The organism is Kitasatospora sp. NPDC127121, from assembly GCF_042677305.1.
Classification (GTDB): Bacteria; Actinomycetota; Actinomycetes; order Streptomycetales; family Streptomycetaceae; genus Kitasatospora.
This window is the reverse complement of the sequence record NZ_JBHXTQ010000120.1, coordinates 1-18,549: the sequence shown is the minus strand read 5'-3', so window position 1 is coordinate 18,549 and position 18,549 is coordinate 1. Positions and strand designations below refer to the sequence as shown.

The window sequence follows — 18,549 nt, the reverse complement described above, 5'->3', positions numbered from 1 at the left end:
CTATGAGTCAGCGCGGGGGCGGCGGGTCGTGGCGATCGCCACGCGGCGGGGGGGGTCGTCGCGGACGGCGCGGCGGGCGGCGCCGGTGGTGTGGAGCGGGGCTGCTAGAACGGCGGGAGCGTGCCGAGCTTGACGTCGCCCGTGTAGTGCTTGCCGAGCGCGTCGAAGTCGTAGTACAGGTGCACGTCGTCGCCGACCAGGTAGAACCTCTGCGTGCCGTTGACGAACGGCGACAGGCCAAGGTGGAAGGTGATGCCCTCGGTCAGGCTGCCGGAGGCGCTGCCGACCTTGACCTTGCCGAGGAACGGCACGTTCGCGTACACCACGATGGACGCGGAGCGGGCGGTCGTGTCGAGGGTGAGCGTGGTCTCCAGCGGGCCGGTGACGTAGGTCCAGGTCTGCACGTCCGTGATGGCGGGCGTGACGTTCTGGACCACTGCGACCGGGGCCGGGGCCGGGGCGGCCGCCATGGCCGCCGTGCTGCCGAAGCCGACTGTCAGGACGGCGAGGCCGGCCACCACAACACCCGCACGACGTACAAAGCGGTTCTTCATGGTTCCCTCCCAGAGGTGTGAGCTGATGGGCGGGTCCCCCGGGGTGATTCCTATCAGTCAACTCGCTTGGGGTGCCAGCGTGTTGTACATCACGACCGCACTCCGGCGTAAAAGTGGACCCACCCGTTCGGGTGGTTTTTCTTGACTTTGCCAGCGTCGCTGTGCAGTGCGGGGCGGCCCCGGTCGCGCGGCCCGTTCCGGGTACGGAGCAGCCGTCCCCTCGTGCGGGTTCGGGGTTTTGCCGGGTGGCTGCGGGGCGGGTCCTGCGGGCGGGCCGGGGCCGGCGGCGGGCCCGGTCGGGGACTGGACGGTCTGCGGTCGCGGGCCAAGTGGACCGGTTCGCGCGGGGGGCGCTACGCGCGTCCATTTCCGTCCACCCGGGGTGATTTGTCGGACCTTCACGGTTCCCCCATCAGATGATCACTCGGCTGCCGGAATTCCGACCCCTGGCGTACGGCGCGGTCCACTCGAATTCCTTCGCACACCGCCGAGCAGCGAAAGGCCTTCACCCCATGACCCGCCCTGCCGACCGCCCCTCCCCCGACCAGCAGCTACGCGAGGCCGCCGCGCGGCTGGACCGGCGCCGCTTCCTCACCGTCACCTCGGCCGCCGCCGCGCTGGCGTTCACCGTCAACCTGCCGTCCGCGCACGCCGAGGACGCCGAGTTCGGACCGCGCGCCATCACCGGCAACCCGTTCACCCTCGGCGTGGCCTCCGGCGACCCGCTGCCCGGGGCCGTCGTGCTGTGGACCCGCCTGGCGCCGCGCCCGCTGGAGCCCGGCGCCGGACTGCCGCCCGCCGGCTCGGTGCGGGTGGGCTGGGAGCTGGCCCGCGACGAGCGGTTCCGCAAGGTGGTGCGGCGCGGCAGCGCCCGCGCGCACGCCGAGTTCAACTACGCGGTGCACGTGGACGTCGACGGCCTCGACGCGGACCGGGTGTACTGGTACCGCTTCACCGTCGGCGCCTGGAGCAGCCCCGTGGGCCGCACCCGCACCGCGCCGGAGCGCGGGCGCCGGCTGGACGCCGTCCGCTTCGGGCTGGTGTCCTGCCAGGCCTACGAGGACGGCTACTTCACCGCCTACCGCCACCTGGCCGACGAGGACCTGGCCGCGGTGTTCCACGTCGGCGACTACATCTACGAGTACGGCATCGACGCGGCGGGCGGCGACCGCAAGTACACCGACCGCACCCTGCCGGCGCTGTTCAACCACGAGACCGCCACGCTGGAGGACTACCGGCTGCGCTACTCCCTCTACAAGAACGACCCCGACCTCCAGGCCGCGCACGCCGCCCACCCCTGGTACGTCACCTGGGACGACCACGAGGTGGAGAACAACTACGCGGCCGGCATCCCCGAGAAGGGCCAGGACCCGGCGCCGTTCATCGCCCGCCGCGCCGCCGCCTACCGCGCGTACTGGGAGAACATGCCGCTGCGGATGCCGCAGCCGCGCGGCACCGAGCTCACCCTCTACCGGCGCGTCCACTTCGGGCAGTTGGCGCAGTTCGACATCCTCGACACCCGCCAGTACCGCGACGACCAGGCCAACGGCGACGGCTGGCAGTACCCCACCCCGGAGTCCGAGGACCCGCGGCGCACCCTGATGGGCTCCGCCCAGGAGCGCTGGTTCGCCGAGGGCCTGCACCGCTCCCGGGCGACCTGGAACGTCGTGCCGCAGCAGGTCGTCTTCTCCCGCCGCAAGAACACCACCGCCGAGCGCTCCAAGCTCTCCATGGACGCCTGGGACGGCTACCCGGCCGCCCGCGAGCGCTTCCTGACCGCCGTCGACCGGGCCGGGGTGGAGAACCTGGTGCTCCTGACCGGCGACGTCCACGTCGCCTACGCCCTGGACGTCAAGCGCGACTTCGACAAGCCGGACTCGCGCACCGTGGGCGTGGAGTTCGTCGGCACCTCGATCAGCAGCGACGGCGACGGCGAGGAGAAGCCGTCCAACTGGCAGAACCTGATGTCGGCCAACCCGCACATGAAGTTCTACGACGGGCGGCGCGGCTACACCACGCTCACCCTGGACCGCCACCAGGTCCGCGCCGACTACCGCGCCGTCTCCCACATCACCCGCCCCGGCGGCACCGTCACCACCGCCGCCTCCTTCGTCACCCAGGCCGGCAACCCGGGCATCCACCCCGCCTGACCCGCCACCCCCCGGGTCCCGCCGCTCACGGGGGCGGCGGGCCCCGGGGGCGGCTGAGAGCCTTGAGCGTGACCGCGCCGCACCAGTTGCCTCGCATAGGCCCCCCGGCTGCTCAGGACTGAGCAGCCGGGGGACTCAACTACGCGCGAAGGTGTTCCAGTGCCTTCTCCAGCGCGTCCTCAGCGGCAACCGCCACGTCCGGCTCCACGCCAACGCCCTCCCAGTTGGTGCCGGTGACCGGGTTGATCGAGCGGGCCGCCGGCACGGTCACCGTCACATGCGGCGCAACAGGAATACGGGCCGTCGGGTGGGCGCCACCACGCGTCGTCTGCCCGACCAGCGTCGCCCGCTTGAGCACCTTCAGGTTGTACGACAGCTCCTCCCCACCGGAGAAAGTGAAGTCGCTGGTCAGCACCGCCACCGGCCGGTCCGAATAGCGCGGCGCGGCGAGGTGCCCGAGGGTCCAGTACTGGCGGGTGGAGTCGGTAGCCCGGTCGTAGATGTCGTTGAGGTGCACCTCGTCGTCAGCGAAGAAGTAGCTGCACCACAGCTGAACGCCCTCCGGTGAGCCGCCGCTGCACTGCCGCAGGTCGATGACCAACGCCTCGGTGGAAGCGACCAATTGCATCGCGGCGGCGATCGCGGGACCGCCCACCCCGGCCGGGGGAATCATGCGCAGATCGAGGTAGCCGATGTTGCCGTCGAGTTGCTCTGCCCGCCGGATGCCGTAGTTCTTCTCCCGGGCGTACCGCTCGAACCGGGCCCGGGCGACGTCCTCCGGCTCCTCGTCCATCGACTGCGGCTCCTCGCTCCACAACAGCCGCAGGTGCTTGTCCGGACACACCCCCTGCAAGTCCTCCGTGACCCGCTCGCACAGCCCCCGCTCGTCCAGGCCCTCATAAGCGCCTTCCGCCAGCCGGTTCCGGATCGCCACTTCAATGGCCGCCGTCTTCTCGGGGAACACGTAACCAGCGGTGATCCGGGCGAGGGCGGTGTCGAGTATCGCTCCATGAGTGATCATTCGCGCGATCGTAGGGCAAGGCCGACCCGATGCCCAGCGGTTTCTCAGCGAACTCCTCACCGTCACCCCCTCCCCCGGCCCCGCATCAAACCCGCCCTCACCCACTGCCGCACCCAAGCCCAAGCCCAAGCCGCCCACCCATGAGCAACACCCCACCGTGCGCAGGAAGTCGCCCCCGCCGACTTCCTGCGCAGCGCGGTCGGCTCGTCCAGGTCAGCCGGGCGCCACTCGCGGACATGCGTGTGGCGCCCGGGGCGGCCGGACCTCAGGGCCGCCATCCGCCGACACCCTCCACTTCCACTCGCCTCGGCACCACACGGCGGTTTCTAGGGGCCTTCGTGTGTTCTGGGCCTGTTGGAATCCAACAGGCCCAAGGGCAACGCCGGCCGTGGGATACGTCCGGCTCATCTGCGGCTCTGGCCGGGTTCGTGCAATGTCGTGCATGCCGGGTTGTGATTCTGATTCGCAGGGTTGACGGTGGTGCGCGTCCTCGCAACTCCGCAGACGTTGGAGATCGTCATGGCCCTGGGTTTCGTGGGCATCGACCCCGGCACGGGCGGCGGAGGTCATCGTGCAGAGCTGGGCGGCCGATGACGCCATCTGCGAGAAGATCGCAGGGACCGGGTGGGTTCCCGGCCGCACGCTCGGGATTCCCGCTCGGGATCCCCCCTCATGAGTCCGTGATCCGGATCCCGGCCCGCATGGCGCCGATCCTGAAGGAGGCTGTCGAACGTGTCGAACGTGCCCGACTTCGCCGCGCTGCTGAGGAGCGCTCAGAGGACCGCGGTTCATCTGGAGATGCGTGACTCCTACGCCGTGGGCGACGAGGCCGAGGAGATCGACCGCTTCGCCCGCACCGGCGGGATCGAGCTGGACCCCGAAGCGTCGTGGTGGCCCGAGTGGCTGGGACTCGTCCGCGAGACGGTCGGTCGTGGCGTGGTCATGCGGCGGGCCCGGATCGTGTCCGAGCCGGTGACCGACTACATCCGGTGGGAGCACGCGGTCACCCCGATGAACCTGGCGGCCGGGGAACTGGTTCGGTGGCTGCCGAGGAGTCAGGCGTCGGACATCGCGCTGCCGGGGAACGACTTCTGGCTGATCGACGACAAGCTGGTGCTGTTCCACTTCTTCACGGGGTACGGCGACTGGGCCGAGCCCGGGTTCGCCTTCTTTGAGGACTCCGCGACGGTTCGTCTCGTCTCCTGCGCGTTCGAGGCCGTGTGGGAGCGTGGCACCCCGCACGACAAGTACAGCGTCTGACCTGCCTTTACCTGCGAACACCGGACTGCCCGCCCCTCCTGCGGCGAACGCGTCAGCCCATCGACACGATGGGGTGGTCGCCAACCGGTTGCCGGAAGCCGGGAAGGAGAGGCGGGGCGGCGCTGCGTTCCCCGGCCTGGCGCCACGCGATGCGGCGGAGCGCCAGGCCGGGGAAGAGGGGCCCGGGTCTTTCGGGCTTCGCTAGGTGCGGGCGGCGGCGGTGCGGGTGCGGCGGGAGAGGGAGTCCAGGACGACGGCGGCGAGCAGGACGGCGCCGGTGATCATGTACTGGATGGCCTGGGCGGCGTGGACCATGTCCAGGCCGGTGGTGATGGACTGGATCACCAGGATGCCCAGCAGCGCGGACCAGGTCTTGCCGCGGCCGCCGAAGAGGCTGGTGCCGCCGATGACGGCGGCGGCGATCGCGCTCATCAGGACGTTGCCGCCGCCCAGTTGCTTGTCGGCGGAGCCCTGCTGGGAGGCGTAGAACAGCCCGCCCAGGCCGGCCAGGAACGCGGACAGCATGAAGACGGAGATCCGCACCCGGGCCACGTTGACGCCGGCGCGCCGGGCGGCCTCCACGCCGCCGCCGACCGCGAAGATCTGGCGCCCGTAGGAGGTGCGGCGCAGGACGAAGTCGGTGAGGACGACGACGCCCACCAGCACGACCAGGGGCAGCGGCAGGCCGCGGTCCTGGTTGAGGGCGTAGGCGGTGGCGAGGGTGAGCACGGCCAGGGCGCCGGTGCGGATGGCGGTGTCGGCGGTGGGGCGGGCGGTGAGGCCGGCGGCGGTGCGCCGGCGGGCGGTGCGCAGGTGGGCGAGCAGGTAGAGGGCTGGGGCGAGGACCGCCAGGGCCCAGGCGTAGGCGATGTCGCCGTCGCCGAGGAAGGTGGTGTCGAGGGTGGCGATGAGGCCGCCGTGGCGGTTGTTGACGGTGCCGAGGTCGCCCAGGACGTACTCCTGCAGGCCGCTCCAGGTGAGCATGCCGGCGAGGGTGACGACGAAGGCGGGGACGCCGACGCGGGCGAAGAAGAGGCCATGCAGCAGGCCCATGGCGGTGGCCGCGGCGAGGGCGGCGAGCACGGCGAGCCATTCGGCGACGCCCTGGCGCACGGCGAGGACGGCGGCGAGGGCGGCGCTGGCGCCGGCGACGGAGCCCAGGGAGAGGTCGATCTCGCCGAGGATGAGGACGAAGACGACGCCGACGGCGATGAGGCCGGGGCCGGCGATGAAGCGGGTGATGTTGGTGAGGTTGTCGGCCTGGAGGAAGTGGCCGGTGACGGACTGGAAGATGACGGCGATCAGGATGAGGCCGACGACGACGGGCAGGGAGCCGAGTTCGCCGGCGGCCAGGCGCCGGCGGGCGGCGTCCAGGTAGCCGGCGGGGCCGGCGGCCCGGGTGTGCAGGCGGGGGTCGGCGCCGGGGGCCGCGGGGGTGTCGGCGGGGGTGCTGGGCGTGGTCATGCGGCGTCCTCCTCCTCGATGTGGCGGGCCTGGCGCCGGGCGTGGGCGTTGTCGGTGGCTCCGGTGATGGCGGAGACGATCTGCTCCTGGGTGGTGCCGGCGACGGGGAAGACGCCGTTGTTGCGGCCCAGGCGCAGGACGGCGACGGTGTCGGCGACGGCCCGCACGTCGGCCATGTTGTGGCTGACGAGGACGACGGCCAGGCCGCGTTCGCGCAGCCGCTCGACGAGGTCGAGGACCTGGGCGGTCTGTTCGACGCCGAGGGCGGCGGTGGGCTCGTCCAGGATGACGAGGGCTGGCTCGCCGACCAGGGCGCGGGCGATGGCGACGACCTGGCGCTGGCCGCCGGAGAGCGCGGCGACGGGGGTGCGCACGTCGGGGATGCGGATGGCGAGGGTGTCGAGGAGTTCGCGGGCGTGCTGCTCCATGGCGACCTCGTCCAGGAGCCCGTGGCGGCGTTTCTCGCGTCCGAGGAACAGGTTCGCGATGACGTCGAGGTTGTCGCACAGGGCGAGGTCCTGGTAGACGGTGGCGATGCCGAGGGCCTGGGCGTCCTGAGGGCGGGTCAGGCGCACGGGCTCGCCGTGCCAGGTGATGGTGCCCTCGTCGACGGGGTGGACGCCGGCGATGGTCTTGACGAGGGTGGACTTGCCGGCGCCGTTGTCGCCGACGAGGGCGAGGACTTCGCCGGGGTGGACGTCGAGGCCGACATCGGTGAGGGCCTGGACGGCACCGAAGCGCTTGGAGACCGAGCGCAGCTGGAGGACGGGTGCGCCTGTCACATGAACCTTCTTCTGCGGTGGTGGACTTGGACCCGGGTCGAGCTGGGCGGCTGGGCGGGGCCGGCTGGGCGGCTGGGCGGGCCGGGCTACTTGAGGCCGGCGGCGGCGCAGGCGGCGGCGTAGTCGGCGGTGCAGATGTCGGAGACCTTGTAGAGGCCGTCGGCGACGACGGTGGTGGCGATGTTGGCCTTGGTGACGACCTTGGCGTCCAGGAACTTGGCGGGGATGGCCTTGTCGGTGGCGCTGTCGACGGTGGCGGTGGCGACGGTCTTGACGTCCTTGCCCTTGAGGAGGGCGACGGCCAGTTCGGCGGCGGAGTCGGCGAGCGGGCGGTAGGCCTTGTAGATGGTGAAGGCCTGGTCGCCGTTGACGATGCGCTGGATGGCGTCGAGGCCGGCGTCCTGGCCGCCGACGGGGACCTTGATGCCGGCGCCCTGGAGCTGGGTGATGATGGCGCCGGCCATGCCGTCGTTGGCGGAGTAGACGGCCTGGAAGCCGTTCTTGCCGAGCTGGGTGACGGCGGCGCCGATCTTCTGGCCGGCGATGGTGGCGTCCCACTGGCCGGACTGCTCGTAGACGATCTTCTTGACCTTGGCGTCGAGGACCTTGTGGGCGCCGGTCTTGAAGTCGGCGGCGTTGGGGTCGGCCTCGTCGCCGTTGATCATGGCGACGTTGGCGTCGGCGGCCTGCGGGCCGAGGGCGTCGACGAGGGCCTGGCCCTGGAGTTCGCCGACCTTCTCGTTGTCGAAGGAGACGTAGGCGGCGACCGGTCCGGTGGCCAGGCGGTCGTAGGCGACGACCTTGACGCCCTTGGCGGCGGCCTCCTGGACCCAGCCCTGGGTGGACTTGGCGTTGTAGGGGTCCAGGATGATCACCTTCACGCCCTGGGCGAGGAGGGTGTCGAACTGTTGCTTCTGCTTGGCGGCGCTGCCCTCGGCGTTGTTGTAGAGGACCTTGCAGTCCGCGCACAGGGCGGCGACCTTGGCCTCGACGAAGGGGCGGTCGAAGGATTCGTAGCGGGTGGAGGAGGCGTTCTCGGGTAGGAGCAGCCCGATGGACTTGCCGTCTCCGGAGGCGGCCGCGTCCTTCTTGTCGCCGCCCGCCTTGCCGCAGGCGGCCATGGACAGGGCCAGTGAGATGCCGGTGGTGGCGATGAGGACGCGACGCAGTGCTGCGTTCATGGGGGTGCCTCTCCCTGACGTCGCCGCGGCTCTGCGGCGGGGTGGGGGGAGTTAAACCTGAACGCGTACATGACGTCAATAAGTAAATTCAGACTGCGGGCGATGCGCCTCTACTCGTTATCTTCATGAACACTGACGGGGAGTTGAAACCTGGAGGAAGCTCCAAATGACGGAACGGCGGCGCCCGTTACGGGGCCCGCCGTTCAAGAGTCGATCAACCTGTCGGGGCGTCAGGGAGGTGGGGCGCCCGCCGCCCCCCGTGCGGCGGGCGCCCCCGTGCGCGGTGGTACCGGTGCACGGTGGTACCGGTGCGTCAGGGGCAGCGCGTCGGGAACGACGCGTCAGGGGCGGTCGAGGGTGATCGAGTTGATCGGGCCCAGGTCGTACCAGACGCCGTTCTGCGCCGGGATGTCGTAGACGCAGCTGCCGCCGCCCGAGCCCTTGCACAGGCGGGCGTGGGCGCCGCCGGACTGGTTGTTGAGGACCCAGTGGTTGCCGTACTGGTTGCTCAGGTTGTGCGCGCCGTAGCTCCAGTACACCTCGCTCGGGGCCGAGGCCGGGTTCTGGTTCTGCGGGTAGACGCAGACCGCCCCGTACGGACAGCCCGCCCAGGAGCCGTCGGCGGCGCCGGCGCTGCCGGCGCCCAGGGTGGTCAGGGTGGTCAGGGCCGCGGTCGCGAGGGCGAGGGTGGCGACGGCGTGGGTGATCCTGCGCATGGATGGTTCTCCCTTGGCTGGTGAGCGGCCTGACGTGGGGTCCGGCCGGTGCTCAGCAGCCTAGGAACGCGGGCGCGGCGGCGGTCCCTGACATCTGACAGGGGCGCGCCGCCGCACTCCGGGAGCCGGCCTGCCGGCTCGCTGGGCTAGAGCTCGCGGGGCTAGAGCTTGCCGAAGGTGTCGCACTGGGCGAGGTCGCCGGTGCGGTAGCCGGTGGTGAACCAGGTCTTGCGCTGCTCGGAGGAGCCGTGGGTCCAGCCCTCCGGGTTGACCCGGCCGGTGGCCTGCTTCTGGATCCGGTCGTCGCCGACGGCCGCGGCCGCGTCCAGGCCCTGGGCGATGTCCTGGTCGGTGAGGGAGGCGATCAGCGGCCGCCCGGTGGAGGGCTGCGGGGTGGTGGTGGCGTGGTGCGCCCACACCCCGGCGTAGCAGTCGGCCTGGAGTTCCAGCTTCACGGAGGCGCTGTTGGCGCCCTGGCGGTCGCTGCCCACCTTCTGCATGGTGCCGAGGAGGTTCTGGAGGTGGTGGCCGTACTCGTGGGCGACGACGTAGGACTCGGCGAAGGGCCCGCCCTTGGCGCCGAAGCGGGCCGAGAGCTCGTTGAAGAAGCCGAGGTCGAAGTAGGCCTTGCGGTCGCCGGGGCAGTAGAACGGGCCGACGGCGGAGGTCGCCGGGCCGCAGGCGGTGGAGACCTGACCGGTGAACAGCACCGTCTCGGCGTTGCGGTACGCGGTGCCCGTGCGCTTGGGCAGTTCGGCGCGCCAGAACTCCTGCACGCTGTTGGTGACCGCCACGATCCGGCAGTCCTGGCGCCGGTTGGCGTCCGCACCGGTCTTGCAGGCCTGCTGCACCTCGCCGGCGGTGTGCGCGCCGTTGGAGGTGGTGGAGCCGCCGCCGGAGGACAGGCCCAGCAGCTGGGGGTCCACGCCCAGGACGACCGCGAACAGCACGACGATCAGGCCCACCGCCCCGCCGCCGATGGCGACCTTCCCGCCCGGGATCCCGCGCCGGTCGTCCACCTGCGAGGTGTCGAGGTCGCCCTGGTCGTCGAACTGCATGCCCCTGCCCGCTTCTGTCGTGTTTGTCAGTACTGGTGACGGTCTGTGCCGGTGACGGCCCGCCCAGCCTACGGGCAGCGGGCGCCGGCGCGGCGCAGCGGGGGCGCGGGCGGCAGGGGCCGGGCGGGGGCGGGCGGCGACTGCGGACGTGGCCGTGGCCGTGGCCGTGGCCGTGGCGATCGGGCACCGCTCCCCCGGGGCCGCGTGTGCCGTCCTGGATCACCATCCGACCCGGCCGATGGACTGACGATTCGTCAACTCCGGATGCGGGTGCCGGATTCGGCCGCGACGGAGACCTCGGCAGGGCGGGCGGGCCCGCGGAGGCGGCCGAGCAGGACGCCGGCCAGGACCAGGGCCAGCCCGCACACCTGGCGCGTGCCGAGCCCCTCCCCCGCGAGGCCGGCGCCCAGCAGGACGCCGGCGAGCGGGTTGAACAGGCCGAGCAGGCCGACCGTGCCGGCCGGCAGGTGGCGCAGGCCCGCGAACCAGAGGGCGAAGGCGAGGGCGGTGGCCACCAGGGTGACGTAGCCGAAGGCCAGGAGTGCGCGGGCGTCCATCGCCGGGGGCGCGCCCTCCGCGGCGGCGGCCAGGGGCAGCAGCATCAGGCCGCCGGCGGTCAGCTGCCAGGAGGTGACGGCCAGTGGGTCCGCGCCCTCGCGCCAGCGGGCGGCCAGCACGTAGCCGACGCAGGAGACCAGCATCGCCGCCACCGACGCCGCCAGCCCCGCCCTGCCGACCGCGCCGCCCGCGCCGCCCGCGCCGAGCAGCGTCAGCGCCACCCCGCCCAGGCCCACCACCGCGCCGACCAGGTGGGCGCGGTGCGGGCGCTGCCCGGCCAGTGCCCAGGCGGTGAGCAGCATCGCCAGCGGGGAGGCGGCCATGACGGTGGCGGCGGTGCTGGTGGGCAGCAGTTGGGAGGCGAGGTAGAGCAGGACGAAGAACACCGCGGTGTTCAGCAGTCCGAGCAGGGCGCTGCGCCACCACCAGGGCCCGTGCGGGCGGCGGCGGGACAGGGTGAGCAGGACCAATCCGGCGGGCAGGGCGCGCAGGGCCGCGCCCCACAGGGGCCGGTCGGCGGGCAGGTAGGCGTGGGTTACGTAGTAGTTGGCGCCCCAGGCGAGTGGCGCGACCGCGGTCAGCAGGACCCACCGCAGATTGGCTTCCATGGAAGGCAATATACCTTCCCGGGAAGATACTGGCGGTAGGATGGCCCCATGGAGCACCAGCAGCACCCCCGGACGCCCTCCCCGCCGGACACGGACGCCGACCACGTGGCGCTGATCCAGGCCGCGTGGCGGCGCGAACGCCCCGACCTCGACGTCTCCCCGCTGGCCGTCATCGGCCGCCTGCACCGCCTCGCCGCCCGGCTGACCGGCGAACTCGCCCTGGTCTACTCCCGCTACGGCCTCGGCGAGGGCGACTTCGACGTCCTGGCCGCGCTGCGCCGGACCGGCGCCCCCTACGAGCGGGCCCCCGGGGAACTCGCCGCCCACACCATGGTCACCACCGGCGCGATGACCAAGCGGATCGACCGCCTCGAACGCGCCGGACTCGTCACCCGCCGCCTCGCCGAGGGCGACCGGCGCGGGCGCGTCGTCGCCCTCACCGACGCCGGACTGCGGCTGATCGACGAGGCGTTCACCGCCCACCTGCGCAACGAGCACCGCCTGCTCGCCCTCCTGTCCCCCGAGGAGGCCGCCGCCCTGCAGACCCTCCTCACCGCCTGGCAGCACCGCCTGGACGGCGCCGAACCGGGCGGCACCGCACCGGACGGCGGGCCAGCAGAATTTGACTGCTCCCCCGGCTGACGCCGGGGATTCCGGCTTCTGTCGGGTGGATTGGTGACTCAGGCCGCCTTCCGGGACGGCGTCCCGGCAGGTCTTCTGCCATCAGCGTCAGCCGGGTTCAGACCTGCCCGATTGAGCATCACGTAAGCGGAGTTCTTGTCCCTGGGGGACACGGCTCCGCACGTGGTGCAGGTATAGGTGCGCAGTCCCAGCGGCAGTGCGTGCTCGGTTCTCGCATCGCAGTGCGCGCAGTCCATCGCAGCCGGTAGGTGTACCGGCCATGCCCGGTACACCCGTCCGTGTCCTGCGCCGTGATCGCCATGACCGGCAACATAGCCTGACGGTCTGACAAAGGTGCTTGGACCGGGGCGGTGGACACCGGCCCGGTGAGCGGCAAAACGGCCGCCCCCGACCCGCCACGCGGAAAACCGAGCTCCTCCCCGACCCGAAAGCCGGGGCATCCTCCGACATCAAGGTGACGCATGACCAGCACCCCGCCGCCGCCCCAGCCCGAACCCGGGCCGCCCGTCGCCCCGTCCCCGTCCGGCCCGGAGAGCCCGGGGGCCCGGGCCGACCGGCGGCTGGTGGAACTGCTGCAGGAGCTGCGGGTGCTGCAGACCGGCGTGCAGATCGTGTTCGCGTTCCTGCTCGGGGTCGCCTTCACCCCGCGCTTCGCCACCCTCACCGACGGCCAGCAGGACGTCTACGTCACCACCCTGCTGCTGGCCGTCATCTCCTCGGCCGTGTTCGCCACCCCGGTGGCGCTGCACCGCGGGCTGTTCCGCCACCCCGGCAAGGCGCGGATCGTCAAGGTCTCCGTCCACATCGCCCAGTTGGGCTTGGTGCTGCTGGCCTGCGCGCTCACCGGCGCCGTGCTGCTCGTCCTGGACGTCGTGCTCGGGACCGCCACGGCTCTGGCCATCACCTCCGTCGTCGCGCTGATCTTCGCCGGGCTGTGGTTCGTCCTGCCCTGGGTGGTGCGCCGCCCGCTGCACGACGACTGAACCGGACACGGATCCGCCCCAGACCTCGACCCGGCCGCCGTCGCCGACCTCGTCCTCGACTGCTACGTGACCGCGCTGAGCCGCTGGCTGGCCGGCGACGCCGCCTTCCCGCTCGCCGACGCCCTGCTCGCCAGGCTCGCCGTGCTCGCCGCCGACTTCGGCCCGCCGCGCGACGCCTGACGCCCGCTTCCGCCTCCCGCGACCCGCTTCCCGTCACCCGCGCCGCGCCGGGGGCGGGTGCGGCGCGGGTGACGGACGGGACCGGGCCGGGGCCGGCTGTCGGGCGCCGGGGGCCAGGCGGGGAAGGCCCACACCTCCCTCACCCCTCAGAGCCCGCCCGCCCCCGAAACCGCTTACCGCCCCACCCCGCGCGGCGGGTACCGTGCCCGGATGCACAGCAACGACAACAACGGCAGCGGGAGCGCCAACGGGGACGGCAACGGCAGCGCCCCCACCTGGGACGTCCTGCTGCTCGGCGGCGCCTCCGGCCTCGGCAAGAGCCGCGCCGCCGCCGAACTCGCCCGGCACAGCGGCGCGTTCGTGGTCGAGTTCGACGACGTCGTCGCCGCCCTGCACGCCGCCACCACCGCCGAGGGCCACCCCGGCCTGCACCACTTCGACGGCCTCGACGACCCCGACGCGCTGCCCGCCGACCGCGTCCTGGAACTGCAGATCGCCACCGCCCGCGCCCTGGACGACGCCCTGCTCGGCGTGGTGCGCAACCGCCTCACCGTCGACGTGCCCGCGATCGTCGAAGGCGACTACCTCACCCCGGCCGCCGCCGCCCGCGCCGCCGCCGAGGCCGCCGGGCAGGGCCGCGTCGTGCGCGCCGTGTTCCTGCACGAGGGCGACGCGGCCGGCATCAGCGCCAACTACGCCCAGCGGGAGCCCGACTGCGGCCCGCAGGAACGCCGCGCCGCCGTCAGCGCCCGCTACTCCCACTGGCTCGCCGACCAGGCCCGCACCCACCACCTGCCCGTCCTGGACTGCCGCCCCTACCCCACTCTCGCCGACCGCCTGCTCCGCGCCCTGGCCTGGCCTGGCCTGACCTGAGCTGACCTGGCCTGACCTGGCCTGACCTGGCCTGACCTGGCCTGACGTGGTCTGACCTGACGAAAGGGGTCCACAGGTGCTGATCGTGGTGAGCGGCGGGCCGGGCAGCGGGAAGACGACGCTGGCCCACGCGCTGGCACAGGCCCTCGGCTGCCCGGCGGTGTGCCGGGACGAGCTGAAGGAGGGCCTGGTGCACGCGGGTACCCGGGCCGGGAACCCCGACGAGGCGGTGCGCGCGGCGTTCTTCGACGTCCTGGAGGTCCTGGTGCGCGCGGGGGTGAGCGTGGTGGCGGAGGCCGCGTTCCAGGACCGGCTGTGGCGACCCGGCCTGACCCCGCTGGCCGGGCACACCGAACTGCGGATCGTGCACTGCCGGGTGGACCCGGCAGTGGCCCGCGCCCGGATCCGGGCCCGCCTGACGACGCACCCGCGCCGCGCCGCGCACGCCGACCGCGCGCTCCTCGCTGCCCCGCCCGGCCCGGGCAACCTGCTGGACGACTTCACCCCGCCGTCCCTGCCGGTGCCACACCTGCACGTGGACACCACCCACGGCTACCGGCCGCCGCTGGCGGACATCGCCGCCTTCGCCACCAACCCCTGAAGCCGACTGTCCGTCAGTTCGCCAGTGAGCCCGGCGGCTTTCCGGATCAACTCTGCGCAGCAGCAGGCGAGTTCAGATTCCCGCAGGAGCTTGACGGGCTTCGCGCGGACGGCGGCTCCGCCGACCTGCCGCGCCCGGCCGTCCGTTTGCGGGCAGCGCGCGAGGGGGAGGACCCCGCGCCGGGCCCCGCTTGCAGGCGAGGCGCCGTGACCGCCGTGACCGCCATGGCGTCGGCCGTCACTCCGACAGCCGTACTCGGCGGTCCGTCCGTCAGATTGTCAGCTCGCTCGCATGGGCCGCCGGGATGACTTCTCCCGCGCGCCGGATCAGCCCGGATAACACGGACGACATAGTCAGTTCGTCACCTTACGGCCGCATTCATGCCGTCATCCAAGAGTCCCGCGAGCACCCTGGGGAGTCCCCGATGCCCGAAATCAGACGCCACTGGGGCTTGGCCCGAGCCTTCGAGGCACCAGGAAGAGCCCTGGCCCGTCCGCCGAGGAGGGCGGGCTCGACGCGGCGCGGCTGGACGGGAATGCTGGCGGCCGTGCTGATGCTGGCGCCGGCGCCGCTCGTCCCGCTGCTGGCCGCACCCGCCGCGCACACGGCTCAGACGTGCCCGGCCGATGCCGGCTACACCGACTGCCTGTCCTTCGCCTACACCGGAAGCGACCAGGACTTCACCGTCCCCACCGGGGTCTCCTCGATCAGGGCGAAGGCCTGGGGCGCGGGTGCGGCCGCCGACGGCGACACCGCCGCAGCCGGCCACGACCACGCGAACCGGCCGGGCGCCGCCGGCGCCTACGCGACCGCGCTGCTGGAGGTGACGGCCGGACAGCGGCTGACGGTGGTGCCGGGCCAGGGCGGGCGGTCGCGTCCCGACGACCCGGACTCCCCGGCGGCCCGCAGCGGTGGCGCCTCCACCATCCGGTCGGGCCAGCCACACACCCCCGCGGACACCCTGCTGGCAGCCGACGGCGGCACGGCCTCGGCCACGAGCGCGGCTGCGAGCGGCGCCGGCACGGCCGGGGCCGGGGCCGGTCCTGAAGACGGGTCGCAAGGCCTCGCCCCTCACGTGACCGAGCGCCAGTACGTCACCGGGGCGGCCTTCGGCGGCTTCGCGCCGTCCATCGCGGGCGTCAACAGCACCGACACCAGCGCCAACACCAGTGCCGACGCGGCGAAGGACGGCGGCGGCCACAGCGGCGACGGCGGCAACGGCCTCGTCGTGCTGGAGTGGAAGGACCCCGGCGCCGGCGCCACGACGGCGCAGGCCGACCCCTCACCGGCCGCGACGCCCACCGGCCGGAGCAGCGCTCCAGGAGCCCCGTCCCCGGAGGCCGCGCCATCCGCAGCGGCCGGTCCGGCCGGGCCGAGCAGCGCGGCCGCCCCGGCGAGCGCCGCCCCGCTCGGCCGCCTGCCCCGGGCACCCGGCGACCCCCTGGACTGCACGGGCAACACGATCTACGCCATCCAGCGCGGCTCCTCCACCGCCGCGAACGGCACCCTGCTGGCCCTGGCAGCCGGCAGCGTCGGCGGATCCAGCGTGACCGCGACGACGGTCAGCACGCTCCCCGCCGGGTCGGGCTTCACCAACGCCCTCGGGATCACCGACGGCGGCACCGCCGCCTACGTGGTCGACCAGACCCCGACCGTCGCCGGGTCCGTCAATGTGTACGGCTACAACGCGGCCACCCAGACCTGGACCACGTACACGGGAACCGCCGGCGCCACCACCGACTCCTTCGTCTCCGGCGCGGTGGACCCGGTCAACGGCGTCTACTACTACGCCAGCTTCGAGCCCGGCACGGCGACCACGCCCGGCGTGGCCACCCTCTACGGCTTCAACACCACCACCAACACGGCGATCCCCGGCGTGATCGCCACCTTCGACCTGCCCGTCACCGGCGCCTCCGGCCCCAACGGCGACATCACCTTCGACGCGGGCGGCAACCTCTACGCCCTCTCCTCCGTCGGCACCGACGCCGCCATCGGCCGGGTCGCCGGGCCGATCCCCACCACCGGGTCGGCCACCGGCGTACCGCTGACCGACACGGTGCTGAGCACCCTGCCCAACCCGGACAGCAACTCGTTCAACGGGGCGGCCTTCGACAACGCCGGAATGCTCTACATCGAGTTCGCCTCGGGGACCACCACCTTCCTGGAGCAGCTCAACCCGAACACCGGCGTGATCACGGCCGGGCCCACGCCGTACTCCAACAACGCGTTCCTGTCCGTGGACCTCGGCGCCTGCTCCACCAACCCGACCCTGGCCCTGCAGAAGAACATCGTCGGCCGGTTCGCCTCGTCGACCACGTCGAACGACCAGTTCAACCTGGCGATCACCGGCGGCGGCGTCACCCAGGGCAACACCGCCACCACGACCGGCACCAGCACCGGCATCCAGACACCCCCCGCCGGCCCGGTCATCGCCGTGTCGGGAACCACCTACACACTGACCGAGACCGCCGCCTCCGGCAGCCTCGCCAACTACACCACCGCCTACGACTGCGTCGACACGGCCAACGGCAACGCCCCGGTCGCCTCGGGCACCGGCGCGACCACCTTCAACCTGCCGTTCCCACCCACGGTGGAGGGCAAGAACAGCCCGCTGGTGGTCTGCACCTTCACCAACACACCCGTCCCCGCGACGCCCGCGCTCACGATCATGAAGACCGCGTCCCCGACCACGGTCACCGCCGTCGGGCAGGTCGTCGACTACAGCTTCCTCGTGACCAACACCGGCAACGTCACGCTCACCAACGTCACCGTGAACGAGACCGCGTTCTCCGGCAGCGGTCCGGCGCCCGTGATCACCTGCCCGGCCGGCGCCGCCTCCCTCGCCCCCAATACGTCCGTGACCTGCACCGCCAACTACACCGTCACACAGGCCGACATCAACGCAGGCTCGATCACCAACACCGCGACGGCCACCGGCACACCGCCCACCGGCCCGCCGGTCACCTCACAACCCTCCAACGCAACCGTCACCGCGACCCCCAACCCGGCGCTCACCATCATGAAGTCGGTGGATGCGACCGAACTGACCGGCGTCGGCCAGGTGCTGCACTACTCCTTCCTGGTGACCAACACCGGCAACGTCACCCTGACCAACGTCACCGTGAACGAGACCGCGTTCTCCGGCAGCGGCACCCCGCCCACGATCACCTGCCCGGCCGGCGCCGCCTCGCTCGCACCCGGCGCGTCCGTGACCTGCACCGCCAACTACACCGTCACGCAGGCGGATGTCGACAGTGGGAAGGTCACCAACACGGCGACGGCGACGGGCACTCCGCCCACCGGTCCGCCCGCGACGTCCCCGCCGTCCTCGACCAGCGTCCCGAACACCCCGGCCCCGGCGCTCACCGTGGTCAAGTCGGCCTCGCCGACCACGGTTTCGGCCGTCGGGCAGGTCGTCGACTACAGCTTCCTGGTGACCAACACCGGGAGCGCCACGCTGACCGATGTGACGGTGAACGAGACGGCGTTCTCGGGCAGCGGCACTCCGCCCGTGGTGACCTGCCCGGCCGGCGCGGCCTCGCTCGCGCCCGGCACGTCCGTGACCTGCACCGCCAACTACACCGTCACGCAGGCGGATGTCGACAGCGGGAAGGTCACCAACACGGCGACGGCGACGGGCACTCCGCCGTCCGGTCCGCCGGTGACCTCCCCGCCGTCCAGCGCGACGGTGACCGCGAAGCCGCCGCACGGCCACCTGCCGAGCACCGGCGCGAACACCCACCTGGCCGGGCTGGCGGGGAGTCTCCTGCTCCTCGGCGGCGGGCTGGCGTTGGTGACGCGCCGCAACCGTCGTCGCGGCTAGCAAACGGCGGCTGACGGCGGCGGTCCCCGGAGCGTGGGCGCCGGGGGCCGCCGCCGGTCTGCGCCCGGCCGGCGTCCGTCCCGCACCAGCGAGAC

15 protein-coding genes and 1 pseudogene are annotated in these 18,549 nt (G+C 72.6%); 7 read left to right on the top strand and 9 right to left on the bottom strand.

Features of this window, described 5'->3' with window-relative positions; translation table 11 throughout:
- Nucleotides 1–104 precede the first annotated feature (104 nt).
- Nucleotides 105–554: a hypothetical protein gene (locus tag ACFVHI_RS35170; RefSeq protein WP_159398753.1), complete on the bottom strand. Its 450-nt coding sequence runs from the start codon at nt 552–554 to the stop codon at nt 105–107.
- Nucleotides 555–1,066: 512 nt separating this feature from the next.
- Between ACFVHI_RS35170 and ACFVHI_RS35165 the strand changes: the two genes are divergently transcribed.
- Complete coding sequence (locus tag ACFVHI_RS35165) at nt 1,067–2,704, top strand: alkaline phosphatase D family protein (RefSeq protein WP_380346004.1); 1,638 nt, start codon at nt 1,067–1,069, stop codon at nt 2,702–2,704.
- A gap of 139 nt (nt 2,705–2,843) precedes the next feature.
- Here the strand turns inward: ACFVHI_RS35165 and ACFVHI_RS35160 are convergent, their stop codons facing one another.
- Nucleotides 2,844–3,725, bottom strand: a complete 882-nt coding sequence (locus ACFVHI_RS35160) for a S41 family peptidase (protein ID WP_380346002.1) — start codon at nt 3,723–3,725, stop codon at nt 2,844–2,846.
- Between the two features lie 723 nt (nt 3,726–4,448).
- Between ACFVHI_RS35160 and ACFVHI_RS35155 the strand changes: the two genes are divergently transcribed.
- Complete coding sequence (locus tag ACFVHI_RS35155; RefSeq protein ID WP_380346008.1) at nt 4,449–4,985, top strand: DUF6879 family protein; 537 nt, start codon at nt 4,449–4,451, stop codon at nt 4,983–4,985.
- A 201-nt stretch (nt 4,986–5,186) separates the two neighbouring features.
- Here ACFVHI_RS35155 and ACFVHI_RS35150 read toward each other — a convergent pair whose 3' ends face one another.
- From ACFVHI_RS35150 to ACFVHI_RS35125, 6 genes are all read right to left on the bottom strand, one after another.
- The gene (locus tag ACFVHI_RS35150; protein WP_380346001.1) at nt 5,187–6,449 is read right to left on the bottom strand and encodes a sugar ABC transporter permease; all 1,263 of its coding nucleotides are present in this window, start codon (nt 6,447–6,449) and stop codon (nt 5,187–5,189) included.
- Nucleotides 6,446–7,231 carry an ATP-binding cassette domain-containing protein gene (locus ACFVHI_RS35145; RefSeq protein WP_380345999.1) on the bottom strand — a complete coding sequence of 262 codons (786 nt, stop codon included), beginning with the start codon at nt 7,229–7,231 and terminating at the stop codon, nt 6,446–6,448. Before ACFVHI_RS35145 ends, ACFVHI_RS35150 begins: the two co-directional genes overlap by 4 nt.
- Nucleotides 7,232–7,317: 86 nt before the next feature.
- The gene (locus ACFVHI_RS35140) at nt 7,318–8,412 is read right to left on the bottom strand and encodes a sugar ABC transporter substrate-binding protein (RefSeq protein ID WP_380345997.1); all 1,095 of its coding nucleotides are present in this window, start codon (nt 8,410–8,412) and stop codon (nt 7,318–7,320) included.
- A gap of 341 nt (nt 8,413–8,753) precedes the next feature.
- Entirely contained in the window at nt 8,754–9,128 is a 375-nt protein-coding gene (locus ACFVHI_RS35135) for a hypothetical protein (RefSeq protein WP_380345995.1), read from the bottom strand.
- A 161-nt stretch (nt 9,129–9,289) separates the two neighbouring features.
- Entirely contained in the window at nt 9,290–10,186 is an 897-nt protein-coding gene (locus tag ACFVHI_RS35130; protein ID WP_063352942.1) for a neutral zinc metallopeptidase, read from the bottom strand.
- A 254-nt stretch (nt 10,187–10,440) separates the two neighbouring features.
- Nucleotides 10,441–11,352, bottom strand: a complete 912-nt coding sequence (locus ACFVHI_RS35125; protein WP_380345993.1) for an EamA family transporter — start codon at nt 11,350–11,352, stop codon at nt 10,441–10,443.
- 48 nt (nt 11,353–11,400) lie between these two features.
- Between ACFVHI_RS35125 and ACFVHI_RS35120 the strand changes: the two genes are divergently transcribed.
- Nucleotides 11,401–11,994 (top strand): MarR family winged helix-turn-helix transcriptional regulator, encoded by a 594-nt coding sequence (locus ACFVHI_RS35120; RefSeq protein WP_380345991.1) that lies wholly within the window; start codon nt 11,401–11,403, stop codon nt 11,992–11,994.
- Between the two features lie 38 nt (nt 11,995–12,032).
- On the opposite strand, the pseudogene ACFVHI_RS35115 reads toward ACFVHI_RS35120, so the two are convergent.
- A pseudogene (locus ACFVHI_RS35115) lies at nt 12,033–12,284 on the bottom strand (RNA-guided endonuclease TnpB family protein); the annotation flags it as partial.
- A 171-nt stretch (nt 12,285–12,455) separates the two neighbouring features.
- Between ACFVHI_RS35115 and ACFVHI_RS35110 the strand changes: the two are divergent.
- From ACFVHI_RS35110 to ACFVHI_RS35095, 4 genes are all read left to right on the top strand, one after another.
- Entirely contained in the window at nt 12,456–12,977 is a 522-nt protein-coding gene (locus ACFVHI_RS35110; RefSeq protein WP_063352945.1) for a DUF6328 family protein, read from the top strand.
- A 390-nt stretch (nt 12,978–13,367) separates the two neighbouring features.
- On the top strand, nt 13,368–14,030 hold the full coding sequence (locus ACFVHI_RS35105) for an AAA family ATPase (protein ID WP_380345989.1): 663 nt from the start codon (nt 13,368–13,370) through the stop codon (nt 14,028–14,030).
- Between the two features lie 76 nt (nt 14,031–14,106).
- Entirely contained in the window at nt 14,107–14,631 is a 525-nt protein-coding gene (locus tag ACFVHI_RS35100) for an AAA family ATPase (protein WP_380345987.1), read from the top strand.
- Nucleotides 14,632–15,184: 553 nt separating this feature from the next.
- A complete protein-coding gene (locus ACFVHI_RS35095) occupies nt 15,185–18,454 on the top strand; it encodes an LPXTG cell wall anchor domain-containing protein (protein ID WP_380346006.1) in 3,270 nt (1,089 codons plus the stop codon).
- The last annotated feature ends 95 nt before the right edge of the window (nt 18,455–18,549 follow it).